General features: G+C 67.0%; 18 protein-coding genes. 10 read left to right on the plus strand and 8 right to left on the minus strand.

Annotated features, from left to right (window positions below):
* Positions 1 to 131: 131 nt before the first annotated feature.
* On the plus strand, positions 132 to 806 hold the full coding sequence (locus tag ACQR1F_RS23365; protein ID WP_434881370.1) for a Crp/Fnr family transcriptional regulator: 675 nt from the start codon (positions 132 to 134) through the stop codon (positions 804 to 806).
* A gap of 276 nt (positions 807 to 1082) precedes the next feature.
* Complete coding sequence (locus tag ACQR1F_RS23370; RefSeq protein WP_434881369.1) at positions 1083 to 2717, plus strand: glycosyltransferase family 39 protein; 1635 nt, start codon at positions 1083 to 1085, stop codon at positions 2715 to 2717.
* 24 nt (positions 2718 to 2741) lie between these two features.
* Here the strand turns inward: ACQR1F_RS23370 and ACQR1F_RS23375 are convergent, their stop codons facing one another.
* From ACQR1F_RS23375 to ACQR1F_RS23390, 4 genes are all read right to left on the minus strand, one after another.
* Positions 2742 to 5894: an efflux RND transporter permease subunit gene (locus ACQR1F_RS23375; RefSeq protein WP_315801725.1), complete on the minus strand. Its 3153-nt coding sequence runs from the start codon at positions 5892 to 5894 to the stop codon at positions 2742 to 2744.
* Positions 5894 to 6820, minus strand: coding sequence for an efflux RND transporter periplasmic adaptor subunit (locus ACQR1F_RS23380; protein ID WP_316179240.1), 927 nt, complete (start codon positions 6818 to 6820; stop codon positions 5894 to 5896). The genes ACQR1F_RS23375 and ACQR1F_RS23380 overlap by 1 nt, the downstream gene beginning before the upstream one ends.
* Before the next feature lie 160 nt (positions 6821 to 6980).
* Entirely contained in the window at positions 6981 to 7658 is a 678-nt protein-coding gene (locus ACQR1F_RS23385) for an OmpA family protein (protein ID WP_316179238.1), read from the minus strand.
* A 131-nt stretch (positions 7659 to 7789) separates the two neighbouring features.
* A complete protein-coding gene (locus tag ACQR1F_RS23390) occupies positions 7790 to 9340 on the minus strand; it encodes a caspase family protein (RefSeq protein WP_434896188.1) in 1551 nt (516 codons plus the stop codon).
* Positions 9341 to 9691: 351 nt separating this feature from the next.
* Here ACQR1F_RS23390 and ACQR1F_RS23395 point away from each other — a divergent pair, with 351 nt between their 5' ends.
* Positions 9692 to 10498: an N-acyl homoserine lactonase family protein gene (locus tag ACQR1F_RS23395; RefSeq protein ID WP_315801728.1), complete on the plus strand. Its 807-nt coding sequence runs from the start codon at positions 9692 to 9694 to the stop codon at positions 10496 to 10498.
* A 944-nt stretch (positions 10499 to 11442) separates the two neighbouring features.
* Here the strand turns inward: ACQR1F_RS23395 and ACQR1F_RS23400 are convergent.
* Positions 11443 to 12420 carry a L,D-transpeptidase family protein gene (locus tag ACQR1F_RS23400; protein ID WP_434913993.1) on the minus strand — a complete coding sequence of 326 codons (978 nt, stop codon included), beginning with the start codon at positions 12418 to 12420 and terminating at the stop codon, positions 11443 to 11445.
* 226 nt (positions 12421 to 12646) lie between these two features.
* Between ACQR1F_RS23400 and ACQR1F_RS23405 the strand changes: the two genes are divergently transcribed.
* Complete coding sequence (locus ACQR1F_RS23405; RefSeq protein WP_434913994.1) at positions 12647 to 13501, plus strand: efflux RND transporter periplasmic adaptor subunit; 855 nt, start codon at positions 12647 to 12649, stop codon at positions 13499 to 13501.
* 376 nt (positions 13502 to 13877) lie between these two features.
* Here ACQR1F_RS23405 and ACQR1F_RS23410 read toward each other — a convergent pair whose 3' ends face one another.
* A complete protein-coding gene (locus ACQR1F_RS23410) occupies positions 13878 to 14738 on the minus strand; it encodes a caspase family protein (protein WP_434913951.1) in 861 nt (286 codons plus the stop codon).
* Between the two features lie 430 nt (positions 14739 to 15168).
* Between ACQR1F_RS23410 and ACQR1F_RS23415 the strand changes: the two genes are divergently transcribed.
* The 4 genes from ACQR1F_RS23415 to ACQR1F_RS23430 all read left to right on the plus strand — a co-directional run bounded on the left by ACQR1F_RS23415 (position 15169) and on the right by ACQR1F_RS23430 (position 21280).
* The gene (locus ACQR1F_RS23415; RefSeq protein ID WP_434913952.1) at positions 15169 to 16893 is read left to right on the plus strand and encodes a hypothetical protein; all 1725 of its coding nucleotides are present in this window, start codon (positions 15169 to 15171) and stop codon (positions 16891 to 16893) included.
* A gap of 211 nt (positions 16894 to 17104) precedes the next feature.
* The gene (locus ACQR1F_RS23420) at positions 17105 to 17830 is read left to right on the plus strand and encodes a thermonuclease family protein (protein ID WP_434885464.1); all 726 of its coding nucleotides are present in this window, start codon (positions 17105 to 17107) and stop codon (positions 17828 to 17830) included.
* Between the two features lie 154 nt (positions 17831 to 17984).
* Entirely contained in the window at positions 17985 to 19172 is a 1188-nt protein-coding gene (locus tag ACQR1F_RS23425; protein WP_315801732.1) for a pyridoxal-phosphate-dependent aminotransferase family protein, read from the plus strand.
* Between the two features lie 8 nt (positions 19173 to 19180).
* Positions 19181 to 21280, plus strand: coding sequence for a S9 family peptidase (locus ACQR1F_RS23430; RefSeq protein WP_434913953.1), 2100 nt, complete (start codon positions 19181 to 19183; stop codon positions 21278 to 21280).
* Between the two features lie 91 nt (positions 21281 to 21371).
* Here ACQR1F_RS23430 and ubiG read toward each other — a convergent pair whose 3' ends face one another.
* Positions 21372 to 22136: a bifunctional 2-polyprenyl-6-hydroxyphenol methylase/3-demethylubiquinol 3-O-methyltransferase UbiG gene (ubiG, locus tag ACQR1F_RS23435; RefSeq protein WP_409997904.1), complete on the minus strand. Its 765-nt coding sequence runs from the start codon at positions 22134 to 22136 to the stop codon at positions 21372 to 21374.
* 47 nt (positions 22137 to 22183) lie between these two features.
* On the minus strand, positions 22184 to 22651 hold the full coding sequence (locus ACQR1F_RS23440; RefSeq protein ID WP_315801735.1) for a PH domain-containing protein: 468 nt from the start codon (positions 22649 to 22651) through the stop codon (positions 22184 to 22186).
* 160 nt (positions 22652 to 22811) lie between these two features.
* Here ACQR1F_RS23440 and ACQR1F_RS23445 point away from each other — a divergent pair, with 160 nt between their 5' ends.
* Together ACQR1F_RS23445 and ptsP are read left to right on the plus strand one after the other, a co-directional pair.
* Positions 22812 to 24068 carry an aspartate kinase gene (locus ACQR1F_RS23445; protein ID WP_315801736.1) on the plus strand — a complete coding sequence of 419 codons (1257 nt, stop codon included), beginning with the start codon at positions 22812 to 22814 and terminating at the stop codon, positions 24066 to 24068.
* A 302-nt stretch (positions 24069 to 24370) separates the two neighbouring features.
* The gene (ptsP, locus tag ACQR1F_RS23450) at positions 24371 to 26638 is read left to right on the plus strand and encodes a phosphoenolpyruvate--protein phosphotransferase (protein ID WP_315715187.1); all 2268 of its coding nucleotides are present in this window, start codon (positions 24371 to 24373) and stop codon (positions 26636 to 26638) included.
* The last annotated feature ends 35 nt before the right edge of the window (positions 26639 to 26673 follow it).

Here is a 26673-nt window from a genome sequence, read left to right on the forward strand (position 1 = left end):
CTCGGAACGAAGACCGCTCCCAGCGCGACCAAAATAGTCGGAAGCCCGTGCGTCATTATGTGACTTATGACACACTTCCGACCGGGGGGTTTCTGTAACTGAGGCTTTGAACCATTGCCGAAGGTATAGTGATGAGCAAGCAGGCCGAATTTGCGGTCATTCTGAAGATGAACCCGATGTTCGCCGACCTCGGTTCGGACGAGTTGCAGCGAATCTCGAGCCTCTGCCACACTCAGCATCTGTCGTCGGGCGAGGTACTGTTCCAGAAGGGCGACCCCGGCAATGCCCTGTTCGGGGTGCGGCGCGGCCAGATTCGCATCGAGACCGGTGCCACTGACGGCAGCCGGCTGACGCTCAACTTCATGGGGCCCGGCGATCTGTTCGGCGAGGTCGCCGTGCTCGACGGGCAGGAGCGCACGGCGGACGCCACCGCCGGTGAAGCAACCGAGCTGTTCGTGCTCCGCCGCGAGGATTTCCTCAGTTTCCTGGAACGCGAGCCCAAGGTGGCGATCAGGATCATTCAGCTGCTGTGCCAGCGCATCCGCTGGCAGAGCGAGCGCATGGAGGAATCCGTGCTGCAGCCGCTGCCGGTGCGGCTGGCACGCCGGCTGTGCGCGCTGGCGGAGGATTTCGGCTCCGAGGTTCACATCTCGCAGGAACAGCTCGGCGTCTTCGTCGGCGCGGCGCGCGAAAGCGTGAACCGCCAGTTGCAGGCCTGGCGCAAGGACAAGATCCTGGATCTGCAACGCGGCCGCATCCTGCTGCATGACCTGACCAGGCTGAACACGATCGCACGCAACGATTAGTTGGCCGAGCGCGGCAAGCGCGCAGCGTCGTTCACCGCGAATTTGTCGATTGCGGGTCCAGTCCATGGCGGGAACTGCCCGTCGTGCATCGTTTCGTATCAGCATCGGCCAAAGATGATCGCAATTGGGCCACCACGCCTCACAATTTGCGACATGAACTCTTTTTAACAGTTCTAACAGGGTTCAATCCGGCAGCGATGAACTCCACGGGCTCGCGCACGGACGGTGCGCGGGGTGGGGCTTTGCGCGCCAGACAAGCGTGGTGGAAGCGAAGTCATGAGTCTTGCGTTGCCGGCGATCGCGATCGAGGCCAGTGGTTCGGTAGGCCGGTGGCGCAGAGCTCTCACGATCTGGATCGACGCCGTGGAGGACGGTTGGGCCGTTCCGGCCCTGATCGTCGGGTTCGTCGCGGTCTGGATGGTGTATTTCTCGGTCGCCTATCTGGGGGGCGATCTCCATCAGGATGTGATCGAGACCTGGTCGCTCGGACGCAGCTTCGACTGGGGCTCGACCAAGCATCCGCCGCTGATGGGCTGGGCCGCGCGGGCCTGGACCACCGTGTTTCCGCTGACCAACTGGTCGTTCAACCTGCTGGCGCTGACCAACGCGGCGGTCGGCCTCTGGGCCGTCGACCTCATCACCCGGCGTTTCGCGCGCGGTGACAAGCGCCTGGTCGTCCTGCTGCTGCTCATGCTGCTGCCGGTCTATCAACTGCACGCGCAACGCTTCAACGCCAACGCCGTGCTGCTGTCGAGCTGGCCGCTGGCGACGTGGTGTTTCCTGCGCTCGTTCGAGACACGTCACGTCGGCTGGGCCGTCGCGGCCGGCCTGACCGCGGCACTCGCCATGCTCGGCAAGTACTACTCGGTCTTCCTGATCGCGGGCTTTGCGGTCGCAGCGTTGTGCCACGGCGAGCGTCGGGCCTATTTCACCTCGTCCGCGCCTTGGATCGCGGCGCTGTCCGGCCTGGTCGCGCTCGCCCCCCATATCTATTGGCTCGCCACGACCGGCGCCCAGCCGTTCTCGCATGCGATCGAGCATCACGTCGGCAAGACCGCCTCGGCCGCCCTGGTCGAGGGCAGCGGCTTCCTGTTGGCGATGGCCGGCATCGCCGGTATCCCCGGCCTCATATGGCTCGCCATGACCCGGCCCCGCGCCACCCGCGTGCTGAACGATGCGCTCAGCCTCGCCCCCGGACTCCGGCTGCTGGCGATGATCAGCATCGGGACCGTGGTGTTCCCCGCGCTGGTCTCGATCGTGTTCGGCACCGACATGCCGCCGCTCTGGGGCCTGCAGGGCGTCTTCCTGTTCGTCATCGTGATCGTGTGTGGCGCGAGCTATCACGCCCCCCGCGACGTCACGATCAATCTCGCCGCTGCGACGATCGCGATCGCGGCATTCGCGGCCACAGTCGTAGCGCCCTTCCATGCCTTGTACCGGAACTACGTTCCGTTGAACGAGGGCCGCGATTTCTACGAGCCGGCCGTGACTGAGCTCGACCGCCTGTGGCATACGGCGTCGAACGGAGCCCTTATCGCCGTCGGCGGCGATGACGGCCTCGCCTTTGCCGCCGCGTTCTACAGTCCCGACCACCCGCACTATGAAATGGCGCTTGTGCACCCGCACGAGCTGCACCCTCCGTCAGAAGAGCTGACTGCGCAGGGCTGGGCGGCGCTGTGCTACGACACCGACATCTCCTGCATCTCCGGCATGCAAGCCGCGGCAGCGCAGGCGCGACGTTCGGTACGGGCCGATTTCACGCTCCGGACCAAGCTGTTCGGCCTGGAGGGCGCGAGCCAGGGCTTCGTTGCCCTGATCGTTCCGCCTGAGACCACCGCGCCAGTCGACAGCGCGCCGAACGTGGCCCACGATCTCAGCGCGCGCCGCCGTACGCCCTCGACCGCGAACTGAAACAGCACGTTTCCAGCACTCATCTCATTCCGCAGCCGGCGACATCGCCGACGGCGGCGGCTTTGGCTGATGCCCCGCCTCCGGCCCATGGCCGGACTGCGCCTCGTCGGCAGTCTCGCCGGAGGAGACGATCAGCTTGCGGCCGAGGCGGGCGAACAACGCGCCGACATCGTCCATCACCAGGAACATCGCCGGCACGAACAAGAGCGACAGCACGGTCGAGAACACCAGGCCGCCGATCACCGCGAGCGCCATCGGCGAGCGGAACTCGCCGCCGGCACCGACCGCGAGCGCGCTCGGCATCATGCCGGCGACCATCGCGATCGTGGTCATCACGATCGGACGGGCCCGCTTCATGCCGGCGTCGATGATCGCCTCGTCGCGCCTGACACCGGCATGAATCGCTTCGACCGCGAACTCGACCAGCATGATCGCGTTCTTGGTCACGATGCCCATCAGCATCATCATGCCGATATAGACCGGGATCGTGAGCTGCTTGCCCGTCAGCATCAGCGCGCCGATCGCCCCGCCGATCGACAGCGGCAGCGAGAACAGAATCGTGATCGGCTGCAGGAAGGTGCCGAACAGCAGCACCAGCACGGCGTAGACGATCATCAGCCCTGCCGTGATCGCCGTGATGAAGCCGGACGCCAGCTCGTTCAGGCTCTCGGCATCATCCGAAGGGATCAGCTTGACGCTGGCCGGCATGCTCTTTCTGACCGGCAGCTCGTCGATCTGCCTGGTCGCATCGCCGAGCGCCGCAAGCCCGACGAGGTCGGCCGCGACGGTGGCCTGCCGCCCGCGATCGTAGCGGCTGATGCTGGTCGGGCCCTGATCGAGCTTGATATCGGCGACCACCGCCAGCGGCACACCGCCCTTTTCGCCGTACTGCCCGAGCGGCACCCGCAACTGTTCGAGGATCTTCACGTCGCTGCGCGCCGCATCCTCGAGCTGCACCCGGATCGGGACGAGGCGGCCGCCGGCATCGTATTTCGCCAGCGCGGGACCGACATCTCCGATCGTGGCGACGCGGATGGTCTGCGACAGGCTTTCTGTCGACACGCCCAGACGCGCGGCCAGGTCGGCGCGCGGCTGCACCCGCAACTCCGGCCGGTCGAGCGAGGTGTCCGACACGACGTTGGAGATGATCGGAATCCGCTTCATCTGCGACGCGAGCTCGCTGGCAACGTTGTCGACCAGCTTGGGATCCGAGCCCGTCAGCACCAGCTTGATCGGGCGCAGACCATTTTCGTCGGTGAACCAGAAGCGGATGTCCGGAATGCTCTCGAGATCCTTGGTGATCTCGAGCTCGAGCTCCTTCTGGGTGATCTTGCGCTCGGTCTTCGGCGTGTAGTTGACGATCATCCCGGCGCGGCGAACCTCCATCGCGCCCTGAAGCCGGCCGCCGTCAACGAACACGCTGCGGACCTCGGGCCGCTTGCGCAGGCGCGCGACGATGTCCTCGGTCACCTTCTCGGTGTAGGCGAGCTGCGCCCCGGGCGGCAGCTCGATCGCGAGCAGCGATCGCGCGGCGTCCTGGGCAGGCAGGAACCCTTGCGACAGCAGGGTCGTGCTCCAGATCGAGCCCGCGAAGATCCCGATGCCCAGGAGAACCGTGATGAAGTAGTGCTTCACCGACCATGTGACGATGCGCTGATACGCACGCAGGATGAAACCGGGCGGCGGATCGTCATGGTCGTGATGCTTGAGGAAGTAGGCCGCCAGCATCGGCGTGACGAAGCGCGCCGCCAGCAGCGAGAAGAACACCTGCACCGAGACGGTGATGCCGAACTGCTTGAAGAACTGTCCGGCGATGCCGGACATGAAACTGGCCGGTGCAAAGATCGCGATGATGGTGAGGCTGATCGCGATGACCGCGAGCCCGATCTCGTCCGCGGCATCGAGCGCCGCGCGATAGGGCGACTTCCCCATCCGCATGTGGCGCACGATGTTCTCGATCTCGACGATGGCATCGTCGACCAGAATGCCGGTCGACAGCGTGATCGCCAGGAACGACACCATGTTCAGCGAGAAGCCGAGAATATCCATCGCCCAGAAGGCCGGAAAGATCGACAGCGGCAGCGAGATCGCCGCGATCACCGTGGCGCGGAAGTCACGCAAGAACAAGAGCACGATGATGACGGCGAGGATCGCGCCCTCGAACAGGGTCGAGATCGCCGCTTCGTAATTGCCCTTGGTGAAATCGACCGACGTATCGATCAGCTTCAGCTCGACATCGGGATGGGCGGCTCTGACCTGGTCGATGCGCTTCTGGACCGCGGCGGCGACGACCACGTCGCTGGCGCCCTTGGCGCGCTTGATGCCGAGCGCGACCACCGGCTCACCGTTGAAGCGCGCAAAGGTGCGGCGGTCGGCGATCGTGTCGGTGACCGTCCCGAGATCGGCGAGCCGGACCTCGCCGCCGCCGAACAAGGGAATCATCGTGTTGGACAGCTCGTTCAGCGTCTTGGCGCCGGCGAGCGTGCGGATCGCCTGGTCGTTCTTGCCGATCTCGGCGCGGCCGCCGGCGACGTCGACATTGGTTCCGCGCAGGCTCTGGCTGACATTGACGGCGGTAAGGCCCATGGCCTGCAGCCGGTCGGGATCGAGCGAGACCAGAATCTCACGCTCGACGCCGCCGATGCGCTCGACCTGGCTGACGCCGCGCACGCCCTGCAGCTCGCGCTTGACCACGTCGTCGACGAAGAACGACAGCTGCTCCGGCGTCTTGCCCGGCGAGATCGCCGCATAGGTGACGATGGGCAGCCCGATCTTGTCGACGCGCGAGATCAGCGGCTCGGTGACGTTCTGCGGCAGGTCGGAACGGACCCGGGTGACGGCGTCCTTGACGTCGTTGATGGCGCGATCGGTGTTGGTCTCGAGCGCGAACGTAATCGTCGTCACCGACAGGCCGTCGGTGATCAGCGACTGGATGTGGCGCGCGCCCTCGACGCCGGAGACGCCGTCCTCGATGATCTTGGTGACCTGGGATTCAAGCTCCGACGGCGCCGCGCCGAATTGCGCCACCGCGACCGAGATCACCGGAATGTCGGCGTTCGGCAGCCGGGTCACCGCGAGCTTGGTGAAGCTCATCCAGCCCAGGATCAGCAGGATGATGGAGAAGAGGATCGACGGCAGCGGGTTCCGGATCGACCATGCCGAAATATTCAGTGCCATCAGCGTACCCGCGTGCGATCGATGTCTTCGGCAAACATGGTCTTGATCTGGTCGCCATCGTGCAGCGAGCTGCCGGCGTCGGCCACCACGATTTCTCCCTCTGTCAGCCCGTCGAGGATCTCGCTCGACGTATCCGACACCAGGCCGACCCGCACCCGGCGGGTCTCGATCGTGTTGCCCTTCACGACCTGGATGGTGAGATGATCGATCGCCGTATTGGGCACGGCGACGCCGCAGCTCCGCCGGGCATCGATATTGGCGCGCGCGAACATGCCCGGCTTGAGCGACGGATTGCTGGTCAGCGCGATGCGCACATGGCCCAGCTGGGTGGTCCGGTCGACCTGCGGCGCCACCACGCGCAGGCGGCCGACAATGTCGGGAAGGTTGTCACGAGTGATGCGCACCGGCGCGCCCGTGCCGAGCTTCAGGAGATGAACGCTCGGAACCTCGGCGTCGAGCTCCAGCTCGTTGTTGACGGCGATGCGGAACATCGGGCCGGCCTGCGGCGAGGCCGGCGCACCGGCGATCGTGCGGACCTCGGTGACGAGTCCTGCGGCCGGCGCACGCAGCGACACCGGCCGGCTCGCGGCCGCTGCCGGCGCTCCCGGCTGCTGCGGCGGCGGCGTCAGGCGCGCCAGCTCCTGGTTCTCGGTGACGGTGTCGCCCTCCTTGACCAGAACGTCGATGACCCGCGATCCCTCCTGATCGGCGCCGACCACCGCCTCGCGGCGGGCCACGACGAAGCCGGTGACGCGCACGAGATCCGAGAAGCAGGCTTTCACCGCCTTGGTCACAAGCACCTGGGCCTGCATCGGCGGCTCCTCGGCAGTGTGATGGGGACGATGCTCGTACCAGTAATAGCCGGCGAACAGGGCCACGAAGACCACCGCGCTGGCTGCGGTTTTAAGGGATTTTGGCAGCTTCATCGGCAGGGGGATCCGGTCGGCGCGAGATGCGGGTTATGGATGCTGCGAATTTGGCGCGGGACGCTCCGACAAGGCGATGCGCCCCGCAATCCTGCGGGACGCATCCGGCCACCTCGATCTCCGGCCACGCGACCTCCGACGGCGCTTGATGGACGCGGCGCTACTTGGCCGCCGCCGTCTTGCTCTGCATGTTGACGACCTGGACGCGGCGGTTCACCTCGGCGAGCGGCTGGCTCGGATCCTTCAGCTTGCTCTTGCCGTAGCCCACCGTCACCAGGTCGGCGCCGGCGATGCCGAACTTCTCGACCAGATAGCGCTTGATCGAATCGGCGCGCCGCTCCGAGAGATCCTGATTGTAGGCCTCGCCACCGGCGGCATCGGTATGACCGGCGACGACGAAGGTCGACCCTTTCAGCTCGGCATTGGTCAGCGCCCGGCCCAGCGCCTGCACCGACGGCAGCGACTTCTGGCTGATGTTGGCGGAATTGTAGTCGAAGGTGATCTCGAGATCGATGTTCGGCTTGGTCTTGGCGACCGCCGCGATCTCCTCGCGCTCGGCAGTGGACAGCGATCGCGTCGAGCGGCCGCGAATGCTCTGCAGGAACTTGTCCTGCTCCGGCGAGACGGCGGGCGCGGCCTCCGACGGCGGCGACATCGACAGCCCCCGGGTCAGCGGCTTCTTCTGCCCGGCCAGGGCGCGGACGATCTGATCCTCGCTGACGTCATCGGCGGCGAAGGCCGGCATCGCGACGAGCGACGCGGCTGCGCTCAGGACCGTCGCGGCCAGGAGAGCCGTCAGGCCGGCGGTCATGGTCGAATTCGTTTTCGGTGCGGTCATTGCCAATCCCTCCTCACGCGAACTGATCGTCCCGGTCTCCGCCGCGCCCACACGCGACACCCGGCTGTTCGCTTTTATGTCGGTCCGGCCTGCCGCATGGTTCGAGCCGGCCGGCCGACGCGCGCAACAAATCAGCGCACGCCGTAAGCTTCGAACTCGCGGACGATGTTGGGGTCCATCGCCTTGGCGTTGGCGATGTCGAGCGCGCCCTCCTGCGCGGCGCCGTTACGCTGCTTGGCGAGACCTCGGCCATACAATGATGACGTCAGGCGCGGATTGATCTTCAGCGCCGCATCGAAATCGGCGATGGCGTTCTTGACCGCGCCGCTCTTGAGGTTGACCAGCCCGCGGCTGTCGAGCGCGTCCACGAAATTCGGCCGCAGCCGCAGCGCCTCGTTGCAGTCGCGCAGCGCAGGCTGCAGCTCGCCGACGACCGTGCGGGCCCAACAGCGGTTGTTGAGCGCCTCGACGTCCTTTGGATTGATCCGGATGGTGTCGTCGAAATCGCGGATCGCCTGCGCGTAGGCGCCCTTGCTCGCATACACCTGGCCGCGCCGGTACAGCGCGCCGGCATCCTCCGGATTGGCCGCGATCTTGGCGGTCAGGCTCTTGATCGTGGGATCGTCGGCAAACGCATCCTCCGCCGGAGCGGCGGGGGCCGCGGGCGCAGCAGGCGCGGCGGGCGCCACGTTCGCGATCACGGGAGATGGCGCGGGCGCCGGCGGCGCCGGAGCAACCGGCGGTGCCGGCGGAGTATCCACCTTCTGCACCGGCGTCGGCTGCGGCGCGGGCGGAGCCGGCGGCAGCGGCGACGGCACCGGCGGAGCCACCACGACCTGCGTCGGGGTCGGCGCAGGGACAGGTGGTGCCGGAATCGGCGCGGCATTGCTCTCGGCCTGCGGCGGCCTGACGCCGCCATTGCCCGGCACGAAGGAGAAGTCCTCCGCCAGCGACGACGAGATCCACGGCACCTGCTCGCTGCGCGACGCGCGGGTTACGCCGACGCGGGTGCGGTTCAGCGTCTCCTCTGCGGTGAGGTCGGGAACGCGGATCTCCTTCAGCAGCTCCTGCACGAACAGGCTGTGATCCCGGCCGCTATCCGACACGACGGCGGACAGCGCGGCCGAGTACATCACCAAAGTACCGCTCGGTGCGATGACCGGCGCGAGCCCAGCCGAGGCGGTGCGGAACCTGCGCTCATAGGGATTGCGCCGGGAGGCATCGAGCAGCGCGATCTTCACGCCGGCGCCGCGGCTGTTGATCTCCTGCAGCACCTGCTCGAGGCCGATGCCGTCGCGCCGCACGTCGGCCTCCTGCCAGATCTGCGCGTCGACCGGGATCATGTAGCTCTGCCGGCTCGACTGGATGCCGTAGCCGGAGAAGAACAGCAGCGCCACCGAGCCCGGCTTGATCTTGCCATAGAGCCGGTCGAGGCCGCGGCGCATCGCGTCGCCGCCGGCGTTCTCCAGGGTCTCGACGCTGAAACCGTCGCGCTTCAACTCGTCGGTGAGGTCGCGGGCATCGTTGACCGGTTCCTTGAGCGGCGCCTCGGCATCCGGATATTTCGCATTGCCGATGACCAGCGCGAAGCGGTCGCCGGCCGCGCGCGCGGGCCAGGAGACCACGGCCGAGAACGCGACGGAGAACATCAGGCCGAGCGGCAGCAGCAGGCGGAAAGTCATCACGATGGCGGTCCAGCGGTCAGCAATCAGGCGCCGTCCAGCTTGCGCCGCGGCGACCATATCCCACGCGTCAGGCATTATCAAATCGCCGTGACGGTCCGTCAACCGCTTGCAGGGGTTGAAGAATCGTCTGAGGCGGCGACCGCCCGCAGGAGCCTGTTGCGAGCTGCGGGCGATGACACGAGCGGACCATGCAACGATCCCAATGTCTTGCAATGTGAGATGCCTCACGCTGTGTCGCGGCAGCGCACCGTCCGGTTCGACGCGCGCCGCGATTGACCTCGATGCGATTGACCTCGATGCCTGCCGATGGCTCGATGGTTGCCGTGCCCAACCAACGAGAAGGCCATCATGGGGAACGCCACCGAGATCTACGCGCTGCGCTATGCGACGATGTCGCCGCGCACGCCGCACATGAACTTCCTGCAGCCCGATCCGCACGACAGCACGGCGCAGGACCTCGACTATTTCGTGTGGCTGATCCGGACTGACGGGCGCGACATCCTGGTCGACACCGGCTTCAACGCCGCGGAGGCCGAGATCCGCCACCGCACCCTGACGCGCGATCCGATCGATGCGCTCGCTTCGTTCGGCGTCGACGCCGCCGGCATCCGCGACATCATCGTCACCCATCTGCACTACGACCACGCCGGCAATCTCGACCGCTTCCCGAACGCGCGCTTTCATCTGCAGGAGCGCGAGATGGCCTATGCCACCGGCCGCTGCATGTGCAACGGCATGCTGCGCTACCCGTTCACGGTCGAGCACGTCACCACCATGGTGCGCCACGTCTATGGCGAGCGCGTCACCTTCCACGCCGGCGACGGCGAGGTCGCGCCCGGCGTCACCGTGCACCGGGTCGGCGGCCATTCCGACGGGCTGCAGGTGGTGCGCGTCGAGACCGCGCGCGGCCCCGTCGTGCTCGCCTCCGACGCCGCGCATTACTACGCCAATCTGCAGCGCCGCAGCCCGTTTCCGATCGTCTACAACATCGGCGACATGGCGCAGGGCTGGGAGATCATCGAGCGCCTCGCCGGCCATCCGGATCGATTCATCCCAGGGCACGATCCGCTGGTGACCGAGTTGTATCCTCGCGTGAGCGACAAGCTCGACGTCTATGCGCTGCATGTCGCACCGTCGCGGTCGTTTGCGAGATAGCGGCGGCGATCTGTTCTTCTGATGTGATTGTCAAACAGCCCACGCGGCCGCACGGCCGCGGTCTCGCGGCGCTTTTCGCGTCCGAGCTTTACTCATCGAGACACCCTCTTCAAGAGAGGGCGCAGGGAGAGCCAGGCCTCGGCTGAGGCCTGCGGCCCGCCTGCGAGAAAAAATGCAGGCGGCAGAACCACAGGTACAGCCGGAACGACCCGGCCCTCCCTGCGCGATGGCTTTACGATTTATACGCAGTCTCCCCGGTGACCGGCTTGTTTGCCACCGTGGCGACAACGCGCGCATCACGCACGTTGCGCGGACCTCAGCGTCGGGAGGTCAGGACCCTGCGACTTCATCGTCCGCGGCATGGCGTACGTCGGCATGCTTTGAGCACGCTGCGCCATCTCGCGGCCATCGCATCCCACCCCAACGCGTCGTGACGTTCGCGAGCGCCCCTCTTCAATGAGGCGGGACGGGCGGAAGTCTCCACCTGATTTGCCCGACGGCGCGAGGGAATTCTTTTTATCGGAATATCTGGACAAGCCCGATCGGCTTGGCATTGCTCGTTAAATTCGCCGCGGCGCGCAGGAAAGACGATGCGGCCGGTAGGGTGGGCAAAGGCGCTGGCACGTCCTCGCGACACGCACGATGGCTGCGCGCTTTGCCCACCATACGCGGTGAATTGGTCGTTGCAGCGATGCTGCTGTACTCCGCCACTCGCCGTCCCGAGCAAGTAGCGACGCGCGATCGCGTGGTTGCGATGCCGACCCGAGACTCATACGCGGCGGCGGTCGCGATGGGCGAACTGTCAATGACCGGCCTGCCTCAAACCGCTCCCTGGGATTATGGGTCCCGGCGTTCGCCGGGATGACGGCGGTGGGTGTGGATCGAGCCGGGTCACGTCGTTCGGCCGGGATGATGGCGTAGCTTCGCCAGGCAACGGTGCCCGCTCAATGCAGCTCCACCTTCGCCTTCTTCGACAGGTGGTCGCCGAGGAAGCGCACGTCCCAATTGGTCAGGCGGACGCAGCCGTGCGATTCCGACTTGCCGACCTTGGACGGCTCGGGCGTGCCGTGGATGCCGTAGCCGTTGCCGACCGACAGGCCGATCCAATAGGCGCCGACCGGGTTGTTCGGGCCGGGCTTGATGGTGAACGGCTTGCGCGACTTGACGCCCTTGAACTCGTAGTCCGGATTGTAGCGGTAGTTGGGATCGGCATCGCGCGAGGTGACCTTGAAGGTGCCGTCGGGCGTCGGTTTCTCCTCGCTGCCGACGGTGGCCGGAAACACCGCCACCAGGCTGCCGTCCTTGTCGAATGCCTGCACCGTGCCGGCGTCCTTGCTGATGTCGAGCCGCATGATCTCCGGCGCCTTCTCGTCCGGCCGGATCACGTTGGCGACGGCGATCTGCTCGCCCTCCTTGTCGAAGCTGGCCTTCGGATTGAGCGCCGACAGCAGCTGTTCGCTCATGTGGAATTTCTCGGCCAGCGCCTCGCGCGGCGAGGTGTAGCCGAGCGCCGGCAGGTCCTTCATGTCCTCCATGTGCTGCGGCAGCTTCTTCAGGAACGGCCCTTTCACATCGTCGCGGGTGATGGTGTAGGAGACGATCGCCGGCGCCTGGTCGCCGCGCAGCAGCGCGTCCCACAGCTCGGGCGTCAGCTTCGCATCACCGGCAAGCCCCTTGGCGCGCGCGAACGCGGCGAGCGCCGTGCGCGCATTGTCGCCGAAGCGGCCGTCGATCTCGCCGGGCGAGATACGCGCGCGATCGAGCAGCACCTGGGCGCGGATCGCCACCGGGTCCATCTTCTCTTCGGCCGGCGGCCGCTTGCGCAGCTCGGCGCCGTTGACGGCGTCGGCGGTGAGCTCGGCGGAGACCGCCGGCGTGACGAGGGCGGCGCAGAGCAGAAGTGGTATCCAGAGCCGAAGCATGATCGTGAGTCCCAAATAGAGATGGCCGACATTCGGCAGCGTCAACGTGGACCCTGCCGAGAAAGTTCGGGGGTCCTCCGCTGAACGTCGCAGCATGCTGGCGCGACTACCAGGGACGCGGGTCGGCTGGCCCGGCGGCTGCACGTCTGCTATCCCGACTTCAGCCGTTCAATTGACGTGAGTTCGCGAGGATCGGTTTCGCATGCGACATGCCGCAATTGCCACGATGCGCCGGATGCCGCTATTGGCCGCGGCCGGCGTGCTGGTCCTGATCCAGCCGGTGCTGGCAGCCGACGACAGCGCACCGAAGGGCGCCGCGGTCAGCGTGCTCAAGGCGACCAAGGCCTGCTTCGACAACACGGTCGAGGTGTCCGGCATGGTGCTGGCGCGCAACGAGACCGCCGTCAGGCCCGACCGTCCCGGACTGAAGGTCGCGGAGGTGCTGGTCGATGCCGGCGACAGCGTCACGGCCGGGCAGAACCTGGCGCGGCTGACGCCGCCGGAGGGCGGCACGATCATGATCCAGGCGCCGGTCGCGGGCACCATCCTGTCGTCGAGCGCCACCATCGGCGCCTTCGCCTCCGGTCGCGGCGAGGCGCTGTTCTCCATTCTCGCCCGCAACGAATATGATCTCGTCGGCCTGGTGCCATCAGCGCAGCTCGGCAAGCTCGCGGTCAACCAGACCGCGCGGATCCGCATCGTCGGGGCCGGCGAGGTCGAGGGCAAGATCCGCCGGGTGGCGCCGACCGTCGAGCCGAACAGCCAGCTCGGCCAGGCCTTCATCGGCATCAACGGCACGGCGCGGCTGCTGGTGAATTCGTTCGGCCGCGCCGTGATCAAGATCGGCCAGAGCTGTGGCGTCGCGGTGCCGCTGACCGCCGTGCTGTACGATCCGGACGGCACCGTGGTGCAGGTGGTGCGCGCCCAGCGCATCGAGACCAAGCGGGTCGAGATCGGCCTGATGGCCGGCGGCCAGGTCGAGATCCGCGACGGCCTCGCCGAGGGCGACGTCGTCGTCACCCGCGCCGGCGCGCTGCTGCGCGAGGGCGACCCGGTGCGGCCGGTGATGGCGAGCAATTGAGGGCGGCGGCCGAGTCCTGCGGAACGGATGAAATGGGGAGGTCGCGCCAGGCGCGGTCGGCTCCCCTCCCCCTGGCGGGGAGGGGTCGGGGGTGGGGGTTCTCCGAGTCGCGCTCGACGTGATTTGCGAGCCAGCTCCTGGGAGGTTTTCAGCGATCCAAGGCAGCGCCATGCGGGAGGGATCGCTCCCGCATCCGCCAAAGCAGGATGTTTGCAGCAAAGGCTCAAGCCAGCGACGCGCGGCGCTCGTGGACCCCCACCCCCAACCCCTCCCCGCAAGGGGGAGGGGAGCTGACCGTCAGCTTGGTGAGAGGGGGGCAAACGCTCAGGCGCTCTGAGCGTCAGACGCGTTGAACGAGAGATGGAAACCCCAGGCCTCAGCTGCCGGCGTTGGCGACGTCGGCGCTGAAGCGGATGTCCTCGACCAGGGAGGACGACACCATCGGCACCTGCTCGCCGTCGGAGCTGCGCGCGATGGCGTTGCGGGTCTTGTTGAACACGGTCTCGGCGCTCGGGCTCTTGCCGAGCTGGTTGAGCAGCTCGCTGACCAGCACGCTGTTCTGGCCCTTCGGATCGTCCAGCACCTTGCCCGGCGTCGCCGACGACAGGATCAGCGCGTTGGCCGGCGCGTTGATCGGCGCCAAGCCGTGCGAATAGGCGCGGAAGCGGCGCTCATAGGGATTGCGGCGGGAGGCGTCGATCACCACCAGCTTGGCGCGCGCGCCCTGCTCGCGGACCGTATCGAGCAGACGCTCGATGCTGGTGCCCTCGCGGCGCACATCGGCTTCCCGCCAGATCTTGGCGTCGACCGGGATCATGTAGCTCTCGCGTCCCGCCTGGATGGCGTAGCCGCCGAAGAACAGCATCACGACCGAGTCGGGCTTGATCCTGGCCTTGAGGCGCTCGACCGCGCGGGTCATGTCGTCCTTGTTGGCATCCTCGACGACATCGACATCGAAGCCGTCGCGGCGCAGCGCGCCGGTCAGCGCGCGGGCATCGTTGATCGGCTGGACGAGCGGCGCATTCGCATCGGGATAGTGACCATTGCCGATGACGAGCGCGAGGCGCGCGCCGTTGCCGGTCGCCACGCTGCTCTGCTCGGAGGCGGCCGCCTTGGGCGCCTCGAGCGAACGCTTGTTGAGGGCAGCATGCGCGCCGATCGCGAGCGACACCGTGCAGAGAAGCGCGGCGGCGATCACGGCCGATCGGCGGGAAAGAGAAGGCTGCCTTGCGGTCATCACGTCAATCCTGGTCCGAGCCTGCCCGTCGATGCCAAAGGGGTGCACCCTTTGGTCGCGCTGGCGCCTCTGAGGTTTGAGGGGTTGCGAGACGATGTGTCGTCCCAATGCGCGCAAATTGCGGCGCCGCAACGAAGAAAGGATTAACCCGAACGAGCACCCAGGGCAACATCGGAACACCATTGACTTTTCAAGCACTTGAAGAGAAACGCAAATTTAACCATGGCGGCGATCTCCAAACGGCCCTGGGCGGACCGCCGGGAGGCCACATTGCCGCCAAATCCGCCTCCCGCGCCGTGACCGCCGTCACGTTGTCTTTGGCGGTCGAGCGTGTCAGTTTGCCCCATGCATGCGCACGGCGCGCCGTTTGTGGGGCGTTTCGAGCAGCGCATGCCGTCCGTCCCGCCTCCGACAACCCGCGAGTCCTCGCTTGAGTTTCCAGTATTTCGCCGGCGCGGCCTGTCGCGCACTGACGGCCCGGAAGGATGGGCCCTCGCTGTACGAGGTCTGCGACCCCATCCTGCGCCGGCCCGGCAGCGGCGACCCGCATCTGTCGAAATTCTACCGGACCGCGCTGGGGAACCCGGCGCTGCGCGCATTGCTGCGCCGTGCCGGCCTGCCCGAGCTGAACGATCCCGCTCGCCTCAATGCGCTGCGCGACGCGCTGGTTCTCGCCCGCGACAATCCGACGCCGGACTGGGAGCAGGTCGGCCGCCCGGTCGCCGATCTCGTCGACAGCATCGCCTTGCACCACCCTGCCCCGCCGCGCCGGACTGCGGCGGCGGCCATGCCGCCGGCCGGCGAGGTCGACCGCGTGATCCGGGCCTGCGGTGCCGACCTGCTCGGCTCGTTCAGCCGCAATGGCTTCATCCCGACCTATGCCGCCTTCAACCTGATCGGCGACCCCGACATGAAGGGCCGCGAGGTCAAGATGGCGCTGCAGGGGCTCGACGCGCGCGGCTACAAGAACTCGACCCTGCTGTTCAACCTCGCCCGCGTCTTCATCGCGCGCTCGCCGGCGGCCGCGGTGATCAATCCGCCGTGGCGCGGCATCGCCGAGCCGATGTGGGAGCCGGTGCAGATCCGCCACCGCTCGGCGTATTACGACGCGTTCTTCACCGAGGCGCTGCTGAGCTATCTGGAGACCGGCCTCGCCTCATCGGAGCAGACGAGCGCGGCGCGCGGCGCCATCGCGGCGATGGTCGAGTTCTGCCTGACCATCAGCCGCGAGCAGGTGCGCGGCGCCGACGGCAAGAGCTACGACGTCGTCACCGCGCTGGCGCCGCATCCGCATCCGCGGTTCTCGCGCTTCTTCACCCAGATCAAGCAGGACCTCGGCTTCGGCGTCTACGTGCCGGATTGCGACACCACGGCATGCTCGTTCTCGGCGGCGACGCAGGCCGGATCGGACGATCCGATGCTGAGCCAGCCGCTGCTGGATTTCTACGCCGGCTACCAGGTGCGCGCCGGCGGCAACGAGCCGCGCGTGACGGTGCCGATCAACGACAACGTCGACTACGAAGGCGGCGTCGCGACCTGGATCGACAGCCTGGCCGGCGAGCGGCCCTACGGCAACGATCTCGATCCGACGCTGAATCTCGACGTGCTCGAGGTCTCGTTCCGCAATCTCAAGCGCTGGCAGGTCCTGGAGACGCAAGGCAGGCTCGACGTCGTCAGGCGGATCGTCGGCTTCCAGCAGCGGCTGGTGCTGAGCGGCGCCTTCGCCGATCCGCGCTCGCACATCTATTATTTGCCGGAGCTGTACTGCGCCTATTTCGGCCGCTGCTACCACGCCTTCATGGCGCTGCCACCGGCGGCGCGGCAGGCGATCGATCCCGACGGCGCGTTCGAGCTCATTCGGCTGCGCGTGCTCGCTTATGTCGAGGACGAGCTGATCGGCCGCGAGATGAACCCGTTCGACGCGGCGCTGGCGCTGATCGCGCTCGGCCATCTCGGCGGCGCTGCAGCGAGCTTCGCGCCCGCGGTGCATTGCATCGTGACGTCGTTCGGCGAGGGCGGCCGGCGGCATCCGTACCGGGCCTATGAGTGGAACAAGATGAAGACCCCGACCCGCATCCTGGTCGGCGGCCCCGAGGTGACATCCGCGTTTGTGCTGATGGGCCTGGCGCTGGCCCGGCGGGTGGCGGTGAACTGATCGAGCGCGATCTCGGCGGCAAGGGCGGTGCGCTCCCCTCCCCCTTGCGGGGAGGGGAGCAGAGCGACGCCTTGGCCATAGCTCGGCTCCTCCTTTCGGCCGCCATCGCGCGAAGTTGAGCGACTCAGGCAATCGCGGCGCTGGAACTGGCGGGCGATCCGCCGCACTATCGCTGCTATTGCCCATCCCCAAGGACGACCCGCGCCCGTTGATGTCGATGAAACCAGCCCTGCTCGCGCTCCTCCTGCTGCTGCCCTCCGTCGCGTCCGCCGCCGACATCACCGGGATTCCCAAGATCCGTGAGGCCGACGGGATCACGATCGGGGCCACCCGCATCCGGCTCGGCGGCATCGACGCGCCCTCCGTGGATCAGCTCTGCCTCAACAAGAACGGCGAGCGCTGGACCTGCGGCGTGGCCGCGCGTGACGAACTGATCAAGCACGCGGACGGCAAGAGCTGGACCTGTCATCCGCGCTCGATCGATCGCCGCGGCCGCCAGGTGGCGCGCTGCGACGTCGACGGCGAGGACATCCAGAAATGGCTGGTGCGCAGCGGCTGGGCGCTGGCCTATCGCACCCTCTCGCATGACTACGAGCCGGACGAGGCGGAGGCGCGAGCCGCCAAGGCCGGCATGTGGCAGGGCGCATTCATCGCGCCATGGGACTGGCGCGTACGCAACAAGAAGACTGCGATCCTCGGCGCCACCAAGCCGCCGGAGGGCGCGCGCAAGATCCTGCTCGCCTCGGCTTCGGGCCCGGTCGCGCCCTCGCCGGACTGCACCATCAAGGGCAATGTCAACGGCGCCGGCGAATGCATCTATCACACGCAGAAGAGCCGCTGGTACGCGCAGATCAAGATGCACGTGTCGAAGGGCACGCGCTGGTTCTGCTCGGTCGAGGAGGCCGAGGCCGCCGGCTGCCGCGAGACCCGGCGCTGAGCCCCACCGCGCCGACCCGCCGGGGCATGCCAGCCCCCCGGGTTCTCCGGCTTTTCTTATGCGGCGCCGCCACGTAAAACGGCGCTGGGCCGGCCGTGTGCGAGAGCCCATCACCACCCTCAACCGCCAAACCACATCGCCGAGGACACTGACAATGACCGTTCGCGCGGGCCGGGAGTTTCTGGCCATCCCGGGACCCACCACGATGCCCGACGAGGTGCTGCAGGCGATGCACCGCCCCGCGCTCGACATCTACTCCAAGCAGATGGTCGAGCTGACCGACGGCATCATGTCCGACCTCGGCCGGCTGTTCGCGACCAAGGGCAAGACCTACATCTACATCGCCAACGGTCACGGCGCCTGGGAGGCCGTGCTCTCCAACGTGCTGGCGCGCGGCGACAAGGTGCTGGTGCTGGAGAGCGGCCGCTTCGCGATCGGCTGGGGCAATGCGGCACGCGCGATGGGCGCCGACGTCGAAGTGCTCCGTGGCGACTGGCGCCGCGCGGTGCGGCCGGCCGAGGTCGAGGCGCGGCTGCGCGCCGACAAGGAGCACTCCATCAAGGCGATCGTGGTGGCGCAGATCGATACGGCGTCGGGCGTCGTCAATGACGTCGAGGCGATCGGCCGCGCCATCAAGGCCGCAGGCCATCCGGCGCTCTACATGGTCGACACCGTCGCTTCGCTCGGCTGCATGCCGTTCGAGATGGATGAATGGGGCATCGACGTCGCGATGTCCGGCTCGCAGAAGGGCCTGATGACGCCGCCCGGTCTCGGCTTCGTCGCCGCGAACGCCCGCGCGCTCGAGGCGCACAAGCGCGCCAACATGCGCACGCCCTATTGGGACTGGAGCGAGCGCGAGGGCACCGAGCACTATCGCAAATATGGCGGCACCGCGCCGGTGCATCTCTTGTTCGCGCTGCGCCAGGCCATGGACATGCTGTTCGACGAAGGGCTGCCGCACGCCTTCCGCCGCCATGAGCTGCTCGCCGAGGCCGTGCGACGCGCGGTGGCGAAGTGGAGCGAGGGCCAGGTGATCGGCTTCAATATCGCAGACGCCGCCGAGCGCTCCAACACCGTGACCACGGTGCTGGTCGGCGGCGGCCATGATCCGGCGGTGCTGCAGACCTACTGCAAGGAGCAGTGCGGCGTCGTGCTCGGCACCGGGATCGGCGACCTGCAGGGCCAGGCGTTCCGCATCGCCCATATGGGCCATGTCAACGCGCCGATGGTGCTGGGCACGCTCGGCGTGATCGAAATGGCGCTGGTGGCGTTGAAGATCCCGCACGGCCGCGGCGGCCTCGACGCCGCGATCCAATGGCTCGGCGAGAGCGTGACCCCGTAAAGGACGAGATGACAGACAGCAGCAAAACAGCGCCGGTGGCGCCGCGCCATCAGCACAGCTTCACCCGCCACGGCATCACCGTGCAGGACGACTATGCGTGGCTGAAAGACGCGCGCTGGCAGGAGGTGCTGCACGATCCGTCGCTGCTGGATGCTGACATCCGCGCCTATCTCGAGGCCGAGAACGCCTATGCGGAGTCCGTGCTCGGCCACACCTCACCGCTGCAGAAGAAGCTCGTCGCGGAGATGCGCGGCCGCATCAAGGAAGATGACTCCTCGGTGCCGTCGCCGGACGGGCCCTACGCTTATTTCCGCAAGTACCGCGAGGGCGGCCAGCACGAATTGTTCTGCCGGACGCCGCGCAACGGCGGAGCGGAGACCATCGGGCTCGACGGCGACGCGCTGGCGCGCGGGCATGAGTATTTCAAGTTCGGCGGCAGCCGGCATTCGCACGACCACAAGCGCGTCGCCTGGAGCGCCGACACCAAGGGCTCGGAATACTTCACCATCCGCGTGCGCGACTGGGATGGCGGCGATGATCTCGCCGACGTCGTCGAGGAGACCGACGGCGGCGCGGTGTGGTCGCGCGACTGCACGAGCTTCTTCTACGTCAAGCTCGACGACAATCACCGCCCGATGCAGGTGTGGCGGCATAAGCTCGGCACCAGGCAGGCCGATGACGTGCTGGTGTACGAGGAGAAGGACACCGGCTGGTTTACCCATGTGCACGAGTCGACCTCGGGCCGGTTCTGCGTCATCGCCGGCGGCGACCACGAGACCTCCGAGCAGCGGCTGATCGATCTCGACCATCCCGAGGCGCCGCCGCGGCTCGTCGCCGCCCGCGAGAACGGCGTGCAATATTCGATCGCCGACCGCGGCGACGAGCTGTTCATCCTGACCAATGCCGATGGCGCGATCGACTTCAAGATCGTCACCGCGCCGCTGTCTACGCCCGAGCGCGCCAACTGGCGCGACCTCATTCCGCACCGCGCCGGCATCTACGTGCTCGACCACGATCTCTATGCGGGCCATCTCGTGCGACTGGAGCGCGCCAACGCGCTGCCGTCGATCGTGATCCGCGACCTGACATCCGGCGAGGAGCACGCGATCGCCTTCGACGAGGGCGCCTATTCGCTCGACGCGATGGGCTCCTACGAGTTCGATACGACCAACCTGCGCTTTGCCTATTCGTCGATGACGACGCCGTCGGAGGTCTGGGACTACGACATGGTGACGCGCGCGAAAACCTTGCGCAAGCGCCAGGAGATTCCGTCCGGGCACAATCCGGCCGACTACGTCACCACGCGCATCATGGCGAAGGCCGATGATGGCGCCGAGGTGCCGGTGTCGCTGCTGCACCGGCGCGACTTCGAGGCCGACGGCTCGGCGCCGCTGCTGCTCTATGGCTACGGCTCCTATGGGCATGCGATGCCGGCGTCTTTCAGCACCAACCGGCTGTCGCTGGTCGACCGCGGCTTCGTCTACGCCATCGCCCATATCCGCGGCGGCACCGACAAGGGCTGGGGCTGGTACCTCGACGGCAAGCGCGAGAAGAAGACAAACAGCTTTGACGATTTCGCGGCTAGCGCCCGGGCGCTGATCACGGCGAACTACACAGCGGCCGGCCGCATCGTCGGCCATGGCGGCAGCGCCGGCGGCATGCTGATGGGCGCGGTCGCCAACCGCGCAGGTGAGCTGTTCGCCGGCATCGTCGCCGAGGTGCCGTTCGTCGACGTGCTGAATACGATGCTCGACGACACCCTGCCGCTGACGCCGCCGGAATGGCCCGAATGGGGCAACCCGATCGAGAGCGAGACGGATTTCCGCACCATCCTGTCCTACTCGCCGTATGAGAACGTCGCGGCCAAGGACTATCCGGCGATCCTGGCCATGGCCGGCCTGACGGACCCGCGCGTCACCTATTGGGAGCCGGCAAAGTGGATCGCGCGGCTGCGCGCGACGATGACCGGTGGCGGGCCGGTCCTCCTGCGCACCAACATGGGCGCCGGCCACGGCGGCGCCTCCGGGCGCTTCAACCGGCTGGATGAGGTCGCGATCGTCTATGCGTTCGCGCTGTGGGCGGTGGGGCTGGCGGATCGGACGGCGTGAGCGCGGCCGACGCCGGCAATTGCCGGATGTGGCGCGGGATCGCACCCCATCGACACCGGTTGTGGAGCGGCAGCCGGGCACACCGCGCCGGCTAGACCATCTGCTCGGCAACCACCATGTAGTTCACGTCCATGTCGGTCGACAGGCTCCAGCGGTCGGCGAAGGGGCTGTAGACGACGCCGCTCTGCTCGGTGATGACCAGGCGGTTGTCGAGCAGGTATTTGGTCAGTTCGTCCGGCGTGACGAACTTGCTCCACTCGTGCGTGCCGCGCGGCAGCCAGCGCAGCACGTATTCGGCGCCGACGATGGCGAGCGCAAAGCTCTTCCAGTTGCGGTTCAGGGTCGAGACCACCATCATGCCGCCCGGCTTCAGCACCGCGGCACAGCGGCCGAGGAAGGCGCTGACGTCGGTGACGTGCTCGACGACCTCCATCGCCAGCACGATGTCGAAGCGCTCGCGCGGGTCCATCTCCTCGATGGTGGTGCAGCGGTAGTCGATCGACAGATGACCCTTCTCGGCATGCAGCCTGGCAGCGGCAATGTTGCTGGCCGAAGGGTCGACGCCGACGACCTGCGCGCCCAGCCGTGTGAACGGCTCGCACAGCAATCCCGCGCCGCAGCCGATGTCGAGCATGCGCAGCCCCGACAGGCAGTTGAGGCTCTTGGCGTTGCGCTCGAATTTCCGGCAGGCGGCATCGCGGATATAGGTCAGGCGCAGCGGGTTGATCTTGTGCAGGGGCGCCATCTTGCCCTTCGGGTCCCACCAGGTCTCGGACAGTTTCGAGAACTTCGCGATCTCGGCCGGATCGACGGTCGAGCCGGAGGGAACAGAAGGGCTGCGGGAATCCTGAGGCATTGTCATCGCTGAATACTCAATGATCGAAGCTGCGGCGCCGTACCGGGCTAACGCGCCGTGATGGCGTTCCGGAACGCCAGCGGCTCCGCGATGGTCGAAATGGTTTCCTTGCCCTCGCCCACACCCAAGATGGTGACATCACCGTAATTGAGAACCCGTCCCATGATGGTCTGGTTGACGTCGACGCTCTCGACCTTGTCGAGGGCCATCTCGAAGGTACGGCGCTTGATGAAACCGGTTTTGTGCACGACGCGGCGATTGGTGACGTCCGTCTCGGTGGTGAGACGATGGAACCAGGCCCGGACCGTCCAATACAGCGCAACAATGGCGATGACGGCGGCGGTGGCCAGGCACAGCATGACCAGATTGTCGTTCACGGTCATGCGGGTGAGGACGAGCAATCCGAACACGACGATCCAGGCCCCGATCGCCGGAAGGTAGAACATCCAGTGCGCATTGGTCGAATACAGCACCTTCTCGCCGGGTTGCAGGATTTCGTCGATGTAACGCGCCATTCCAAGCCTCTAACCTGACCCTGTAACCTGACCCTGTCACCACAAGGAACCGTCTTGCCCCCAGCCGCGGCGCTATGTATACGCGCGTTTCGGCTGGCGCGCCTCCGGTTTCGCGCTCAGCCGGTCAACTTATCCTCCTGATGGGAATGAGCGCGTCGTCATGGGTCGCCTCGTGCTGAAATTCGGCGGCACCTCCGTCGCCAACATCGACCGCATCCGCAACGTCGCGCGCCACGTCAAGCGCGAGGTCGATGCCGGTCATGAGGTCGCCGTGGTCGTCTCGGCGATGTCGGGCAAGACCAACGAACTGGTCGCCTGGTGCACCGAGGCGTCGCCGATGCACGATGCGCGCGAATACGACGCCGTCGTGGCCTCGGGCGAGCAGGTCACGTCCGGCCTGCTGGCGATCGTGCTGCAGGGCATGGGCATCCAGGCCCGCTCGTGGCAGGGCTGGCAGATCCCGATCAAGACCAGCGACGCCCATGCCTCGGCGCGAATCGTCGATATCGACGGCTCCGAGCTGATCCAGCGCTTTCGCGACCGCAAGGAGGTCGCGGTCATCGCCGGCTTCCAGGGCATCAACGCCGAAACCGGGCGAATCACCACGCTCGGCCGCGGCGGCTCGGACACCTCGGCGGTGGCGATCGCGGCCGCCATCAAGGCCGACCGCTGCGACATCTATACCGACGTCGACGGCGTCTATACCACCGATCCCCGGGTGGTGCCGAAGGCCAAGCGGCTCGACAAGATCGCCTTCGAGGACATGCTGGAGCTGGCGTCCCAGGGCGCCAAGGTGCTCCAGGTCCGCTCGGTGGAACTGGGCATGGTCCACAACATGCCGATCTTTGTCCGCTCCTCATTCGACAAGCCCGAGGATATCGACCCGCACGCCAACCAGCCGCCGGGGACGCTGATCTGCAGCGAGGAACAAATCATGGAAAATCACGTCGTGACCGGCATCGCCTTCTCCAAGGACGAGGCCCAGATCTCGGTGCGCCAGATCGAGGACAAGCCGGGTGTTGCCGCCTCGATCTTCGGACCACTGGCGGATGCCAACATCAACGTCGACATGATCGTCCAGAACGTCTCCGAAGACGGCAAGACCACCGATCTCACCTTCACGGTGCCGGCCACCGATTACAATCGCGCGCGCGAGACCATCACGGCGGCCAAGGACAAGATCGGCTATCAGCGCCTGGATACCGCGACCGACGTTGCCAAGGTCTCGGTGATCGGCTCGGGCATGCGCAGCCATGCCGGCGTCGCCGCCAAGGGATTTGCCGCGCTCGCCGCCCGCAACATCAACATCCGTGCGATCACGACCTCCGAGATCAAGTTCTCGGTGCTGATCGACGCCGCCTACACCGAGCTCGCCGTCCGCACGCTGCATACGCTCTACGGACTGGACCAGGCCTAGAAAATCCTCCTCCGCGACCACACCTGTCCCGTTATGTGACAGCGGGACGGACCGAAGATCGTTCGAAAGCCGTTGACGCCGCCCGCGGTGGCAGGCGTTTTGCTTGGCAAAACAAGCCCTAATTCGCTATACGCCATCGCAGGATGGCAGCCGCAAACTGTGCTCCAGTGATGGTTGTTCTGGTTCGGGCCGGCACTCTGAGCGTGCGATAGTGCCGAATCGAGAAAGCTGTTCGATGCCGCGAGTTTAGCGCCAGATCCGGCCGCGTGCCGGGCTGGCCCCAGGAAGGGGGATTGTGCCACATGCGAAGCGCGTCGGGAGGCCCCCGCGTCCTGCTCAGACGGCTTCGCGAGACCATGGCGGAGCAGGTCTCGGCACAGGAGCGGCTCGACAAGATCGTGGTGCTGATCGCGGCCAACATGGTCGCTGAGGTCTGCTCGGTCTATGTGCTGCGCGTCGACAACACGCTCGAGCTCTACGCTACCGAAGGTCTGAACCGCGACGCCGTGCACATGACCGTGCTGAGCGCGCATGAGGGCCTTGTCGGCCTCGTCGCCAGCGAGGCCACGCCGCTCAACCTGAACGACGCGCAGAGCCACCCCGCCTTCTCGTATCGCCCGGAGACCGGCGAGGAGATCTACCACTCCTTCCTCGGCGTGCCGATCCTGCGCGCCGGCAACACGCTCGGCGTGCTGGTGGTGCAGAACCGCGCCAAGCGCACCTATGTCGAGGAAGAGGTCGAGGCGCTGCAGACCACCGCGATGGTGCTCGCCGAGATGATCGCCTCCGGCGAGCTCGCAGCGCTCGCCCAGCCCGGCGCCGAGCCGGCGGCGCGGCACTCGATCCACAAGACCGGTACGGTGCTCTCCGATGGCATCGCGCTCGGCCATGTCGTGCTGCACGAGCCGCGCGTCGTCATCAACAACTACATCGCCGAGGATCTGCCCAAGGAGATCAAGCGGCTCGACGCCGCGCTGCTCAAGCTGCGCGCCGACCTCGACCGCATGCTGGAGCGCGGTGACGTCGCCGATGGCGGCGAGCACCGCGAGGTGCTCGAAGCCTATCGCATGTTCGCCAACGATCAGGGCTGGTCGCACAAGCTGCACGAGGCGGTGGCGACCGGCCTCACGGCCGAAGCCGCCGTCGAGCGCGTGCAGTCCGACACCCGCGCCCGCATGCTGCGCTCGACCGATCCGTATCTGCGCGAGCGCCTGCACGATCTCGAGGATCTCGGCTACCGGCTGCTGCGCCAGCTCGTCGGCCAGGATCACGCGCCGCGGCGCGAGCACCTGCCCGACAACGCCATCCTGATCGCGCGCGCGATGGGTCCGGCGGCGCTGCTCGACTACGACCGCAAACGGCTGCGCGGCCTCGTGCTCGAGGAAGGCACCGCCAACTCGCATGTCGCGATCGTGGCGCGTGCGCTCGGCATTCCCGCCGTCGGCGAGGTGCCGAACGCGCCGGGCATCGCCGATCCCGGCGACGCCATCATCGTCGATGGCACGTCGGGCTCGATCTACGTTCGGCCGTCCTCCGAGATCGAATCCGCCTATGCCGAACGGGTGCGCTTCCGCGCCCGCCGCCAGGCGCAATATGGCGAGCTGCGCAACAAGCCCTGCGTGACCAAGGACGGCCAGCCGGTCGAGCTGATGATCAATGCCGGCCTGGTCATCGACCTGCCGCATATCGAGGACACCGGCAGCGCCGGCATCGGCCTGTTCCGCACCGAGTTGCAGTTCATGGTGTCCGCCAGCCTGCCGCGCTCCAGCGACCAGCTGGCGCTGTATCGCACGGTGCTCGACGCCGCCGGCCACAAGCCGGTCACGTTCCGCACGTTGGACATCGGCGGCGACAAGGCGCTGCCCTACATGGAGACCGTGATCGAGGAGAACCCGGCGCTCGGCTGGCGCGCGATCCGCCTCGGCCTCGACCGTCCGGGCCTGCTGCGCGGCCAGATCCGGGCGCTGCTGCGCGCCGGCGGCGGCCGCTCGCTGCGCATCATGTTCCCGATGATCTCGGAAGTCGCCGAGTTCGACACGGCCAAGGCGATCGTCGAGCGCGAGCTGACCTATCTGCGCCAGCACGGCCACACGCTGCCGGAGCGCGTCGACGTCGGCACCATGCTCGAGGTCCCGGCGCTGCTGTATCAGCTCGACGAGCTGCTTTCGAAGGTCGATTTCATCTCGGTCGGCTCGAACGACCTGTTCCAGTTCCTGTTCGCGGTCGATCGCGGCAACGCCAAGGTCTCCGAGCGCTTCGACACGCTGTCGACGCCGATCCTGCGGGCGTTGCAGCAGATCGTGCACAAGGCCAAGGCGGCGAAACGGTCGGTGTCACTGTGCGGCGAGATGGCCTCCAAGCCGATCGGCGCATTGGCGCTGATCGCGCTCGGCTACCGCTCGCTGTCGTTGTCGGCCACCGCGCACGGCCCTGTGAAGGCGATGATCCTCGAACTGGACGCCGGCAAGGCGGCGACGAAGATGGCCGAATGGCTGGCCGCGCCGGCCGGCAGCTTCTCGATGCGGCAGAAGCTGACCGAGTTCGCCGAGAGCGAAGGCCTCGCGCTGTAGCCGGCCTGTCGCGCCGGCCGCCTTCCGTCCGTATC

It is taken from the genome of Bradyrhizobium sp. HKCCYLS3013, assembly GCF_051167615.1.
Taxonomy (GTDB): Bacteria; Pseudomonadota; Alphaproteobacteria; order Rhizobiales; family Xanthobacteraceae; genus Bradyrhizobium.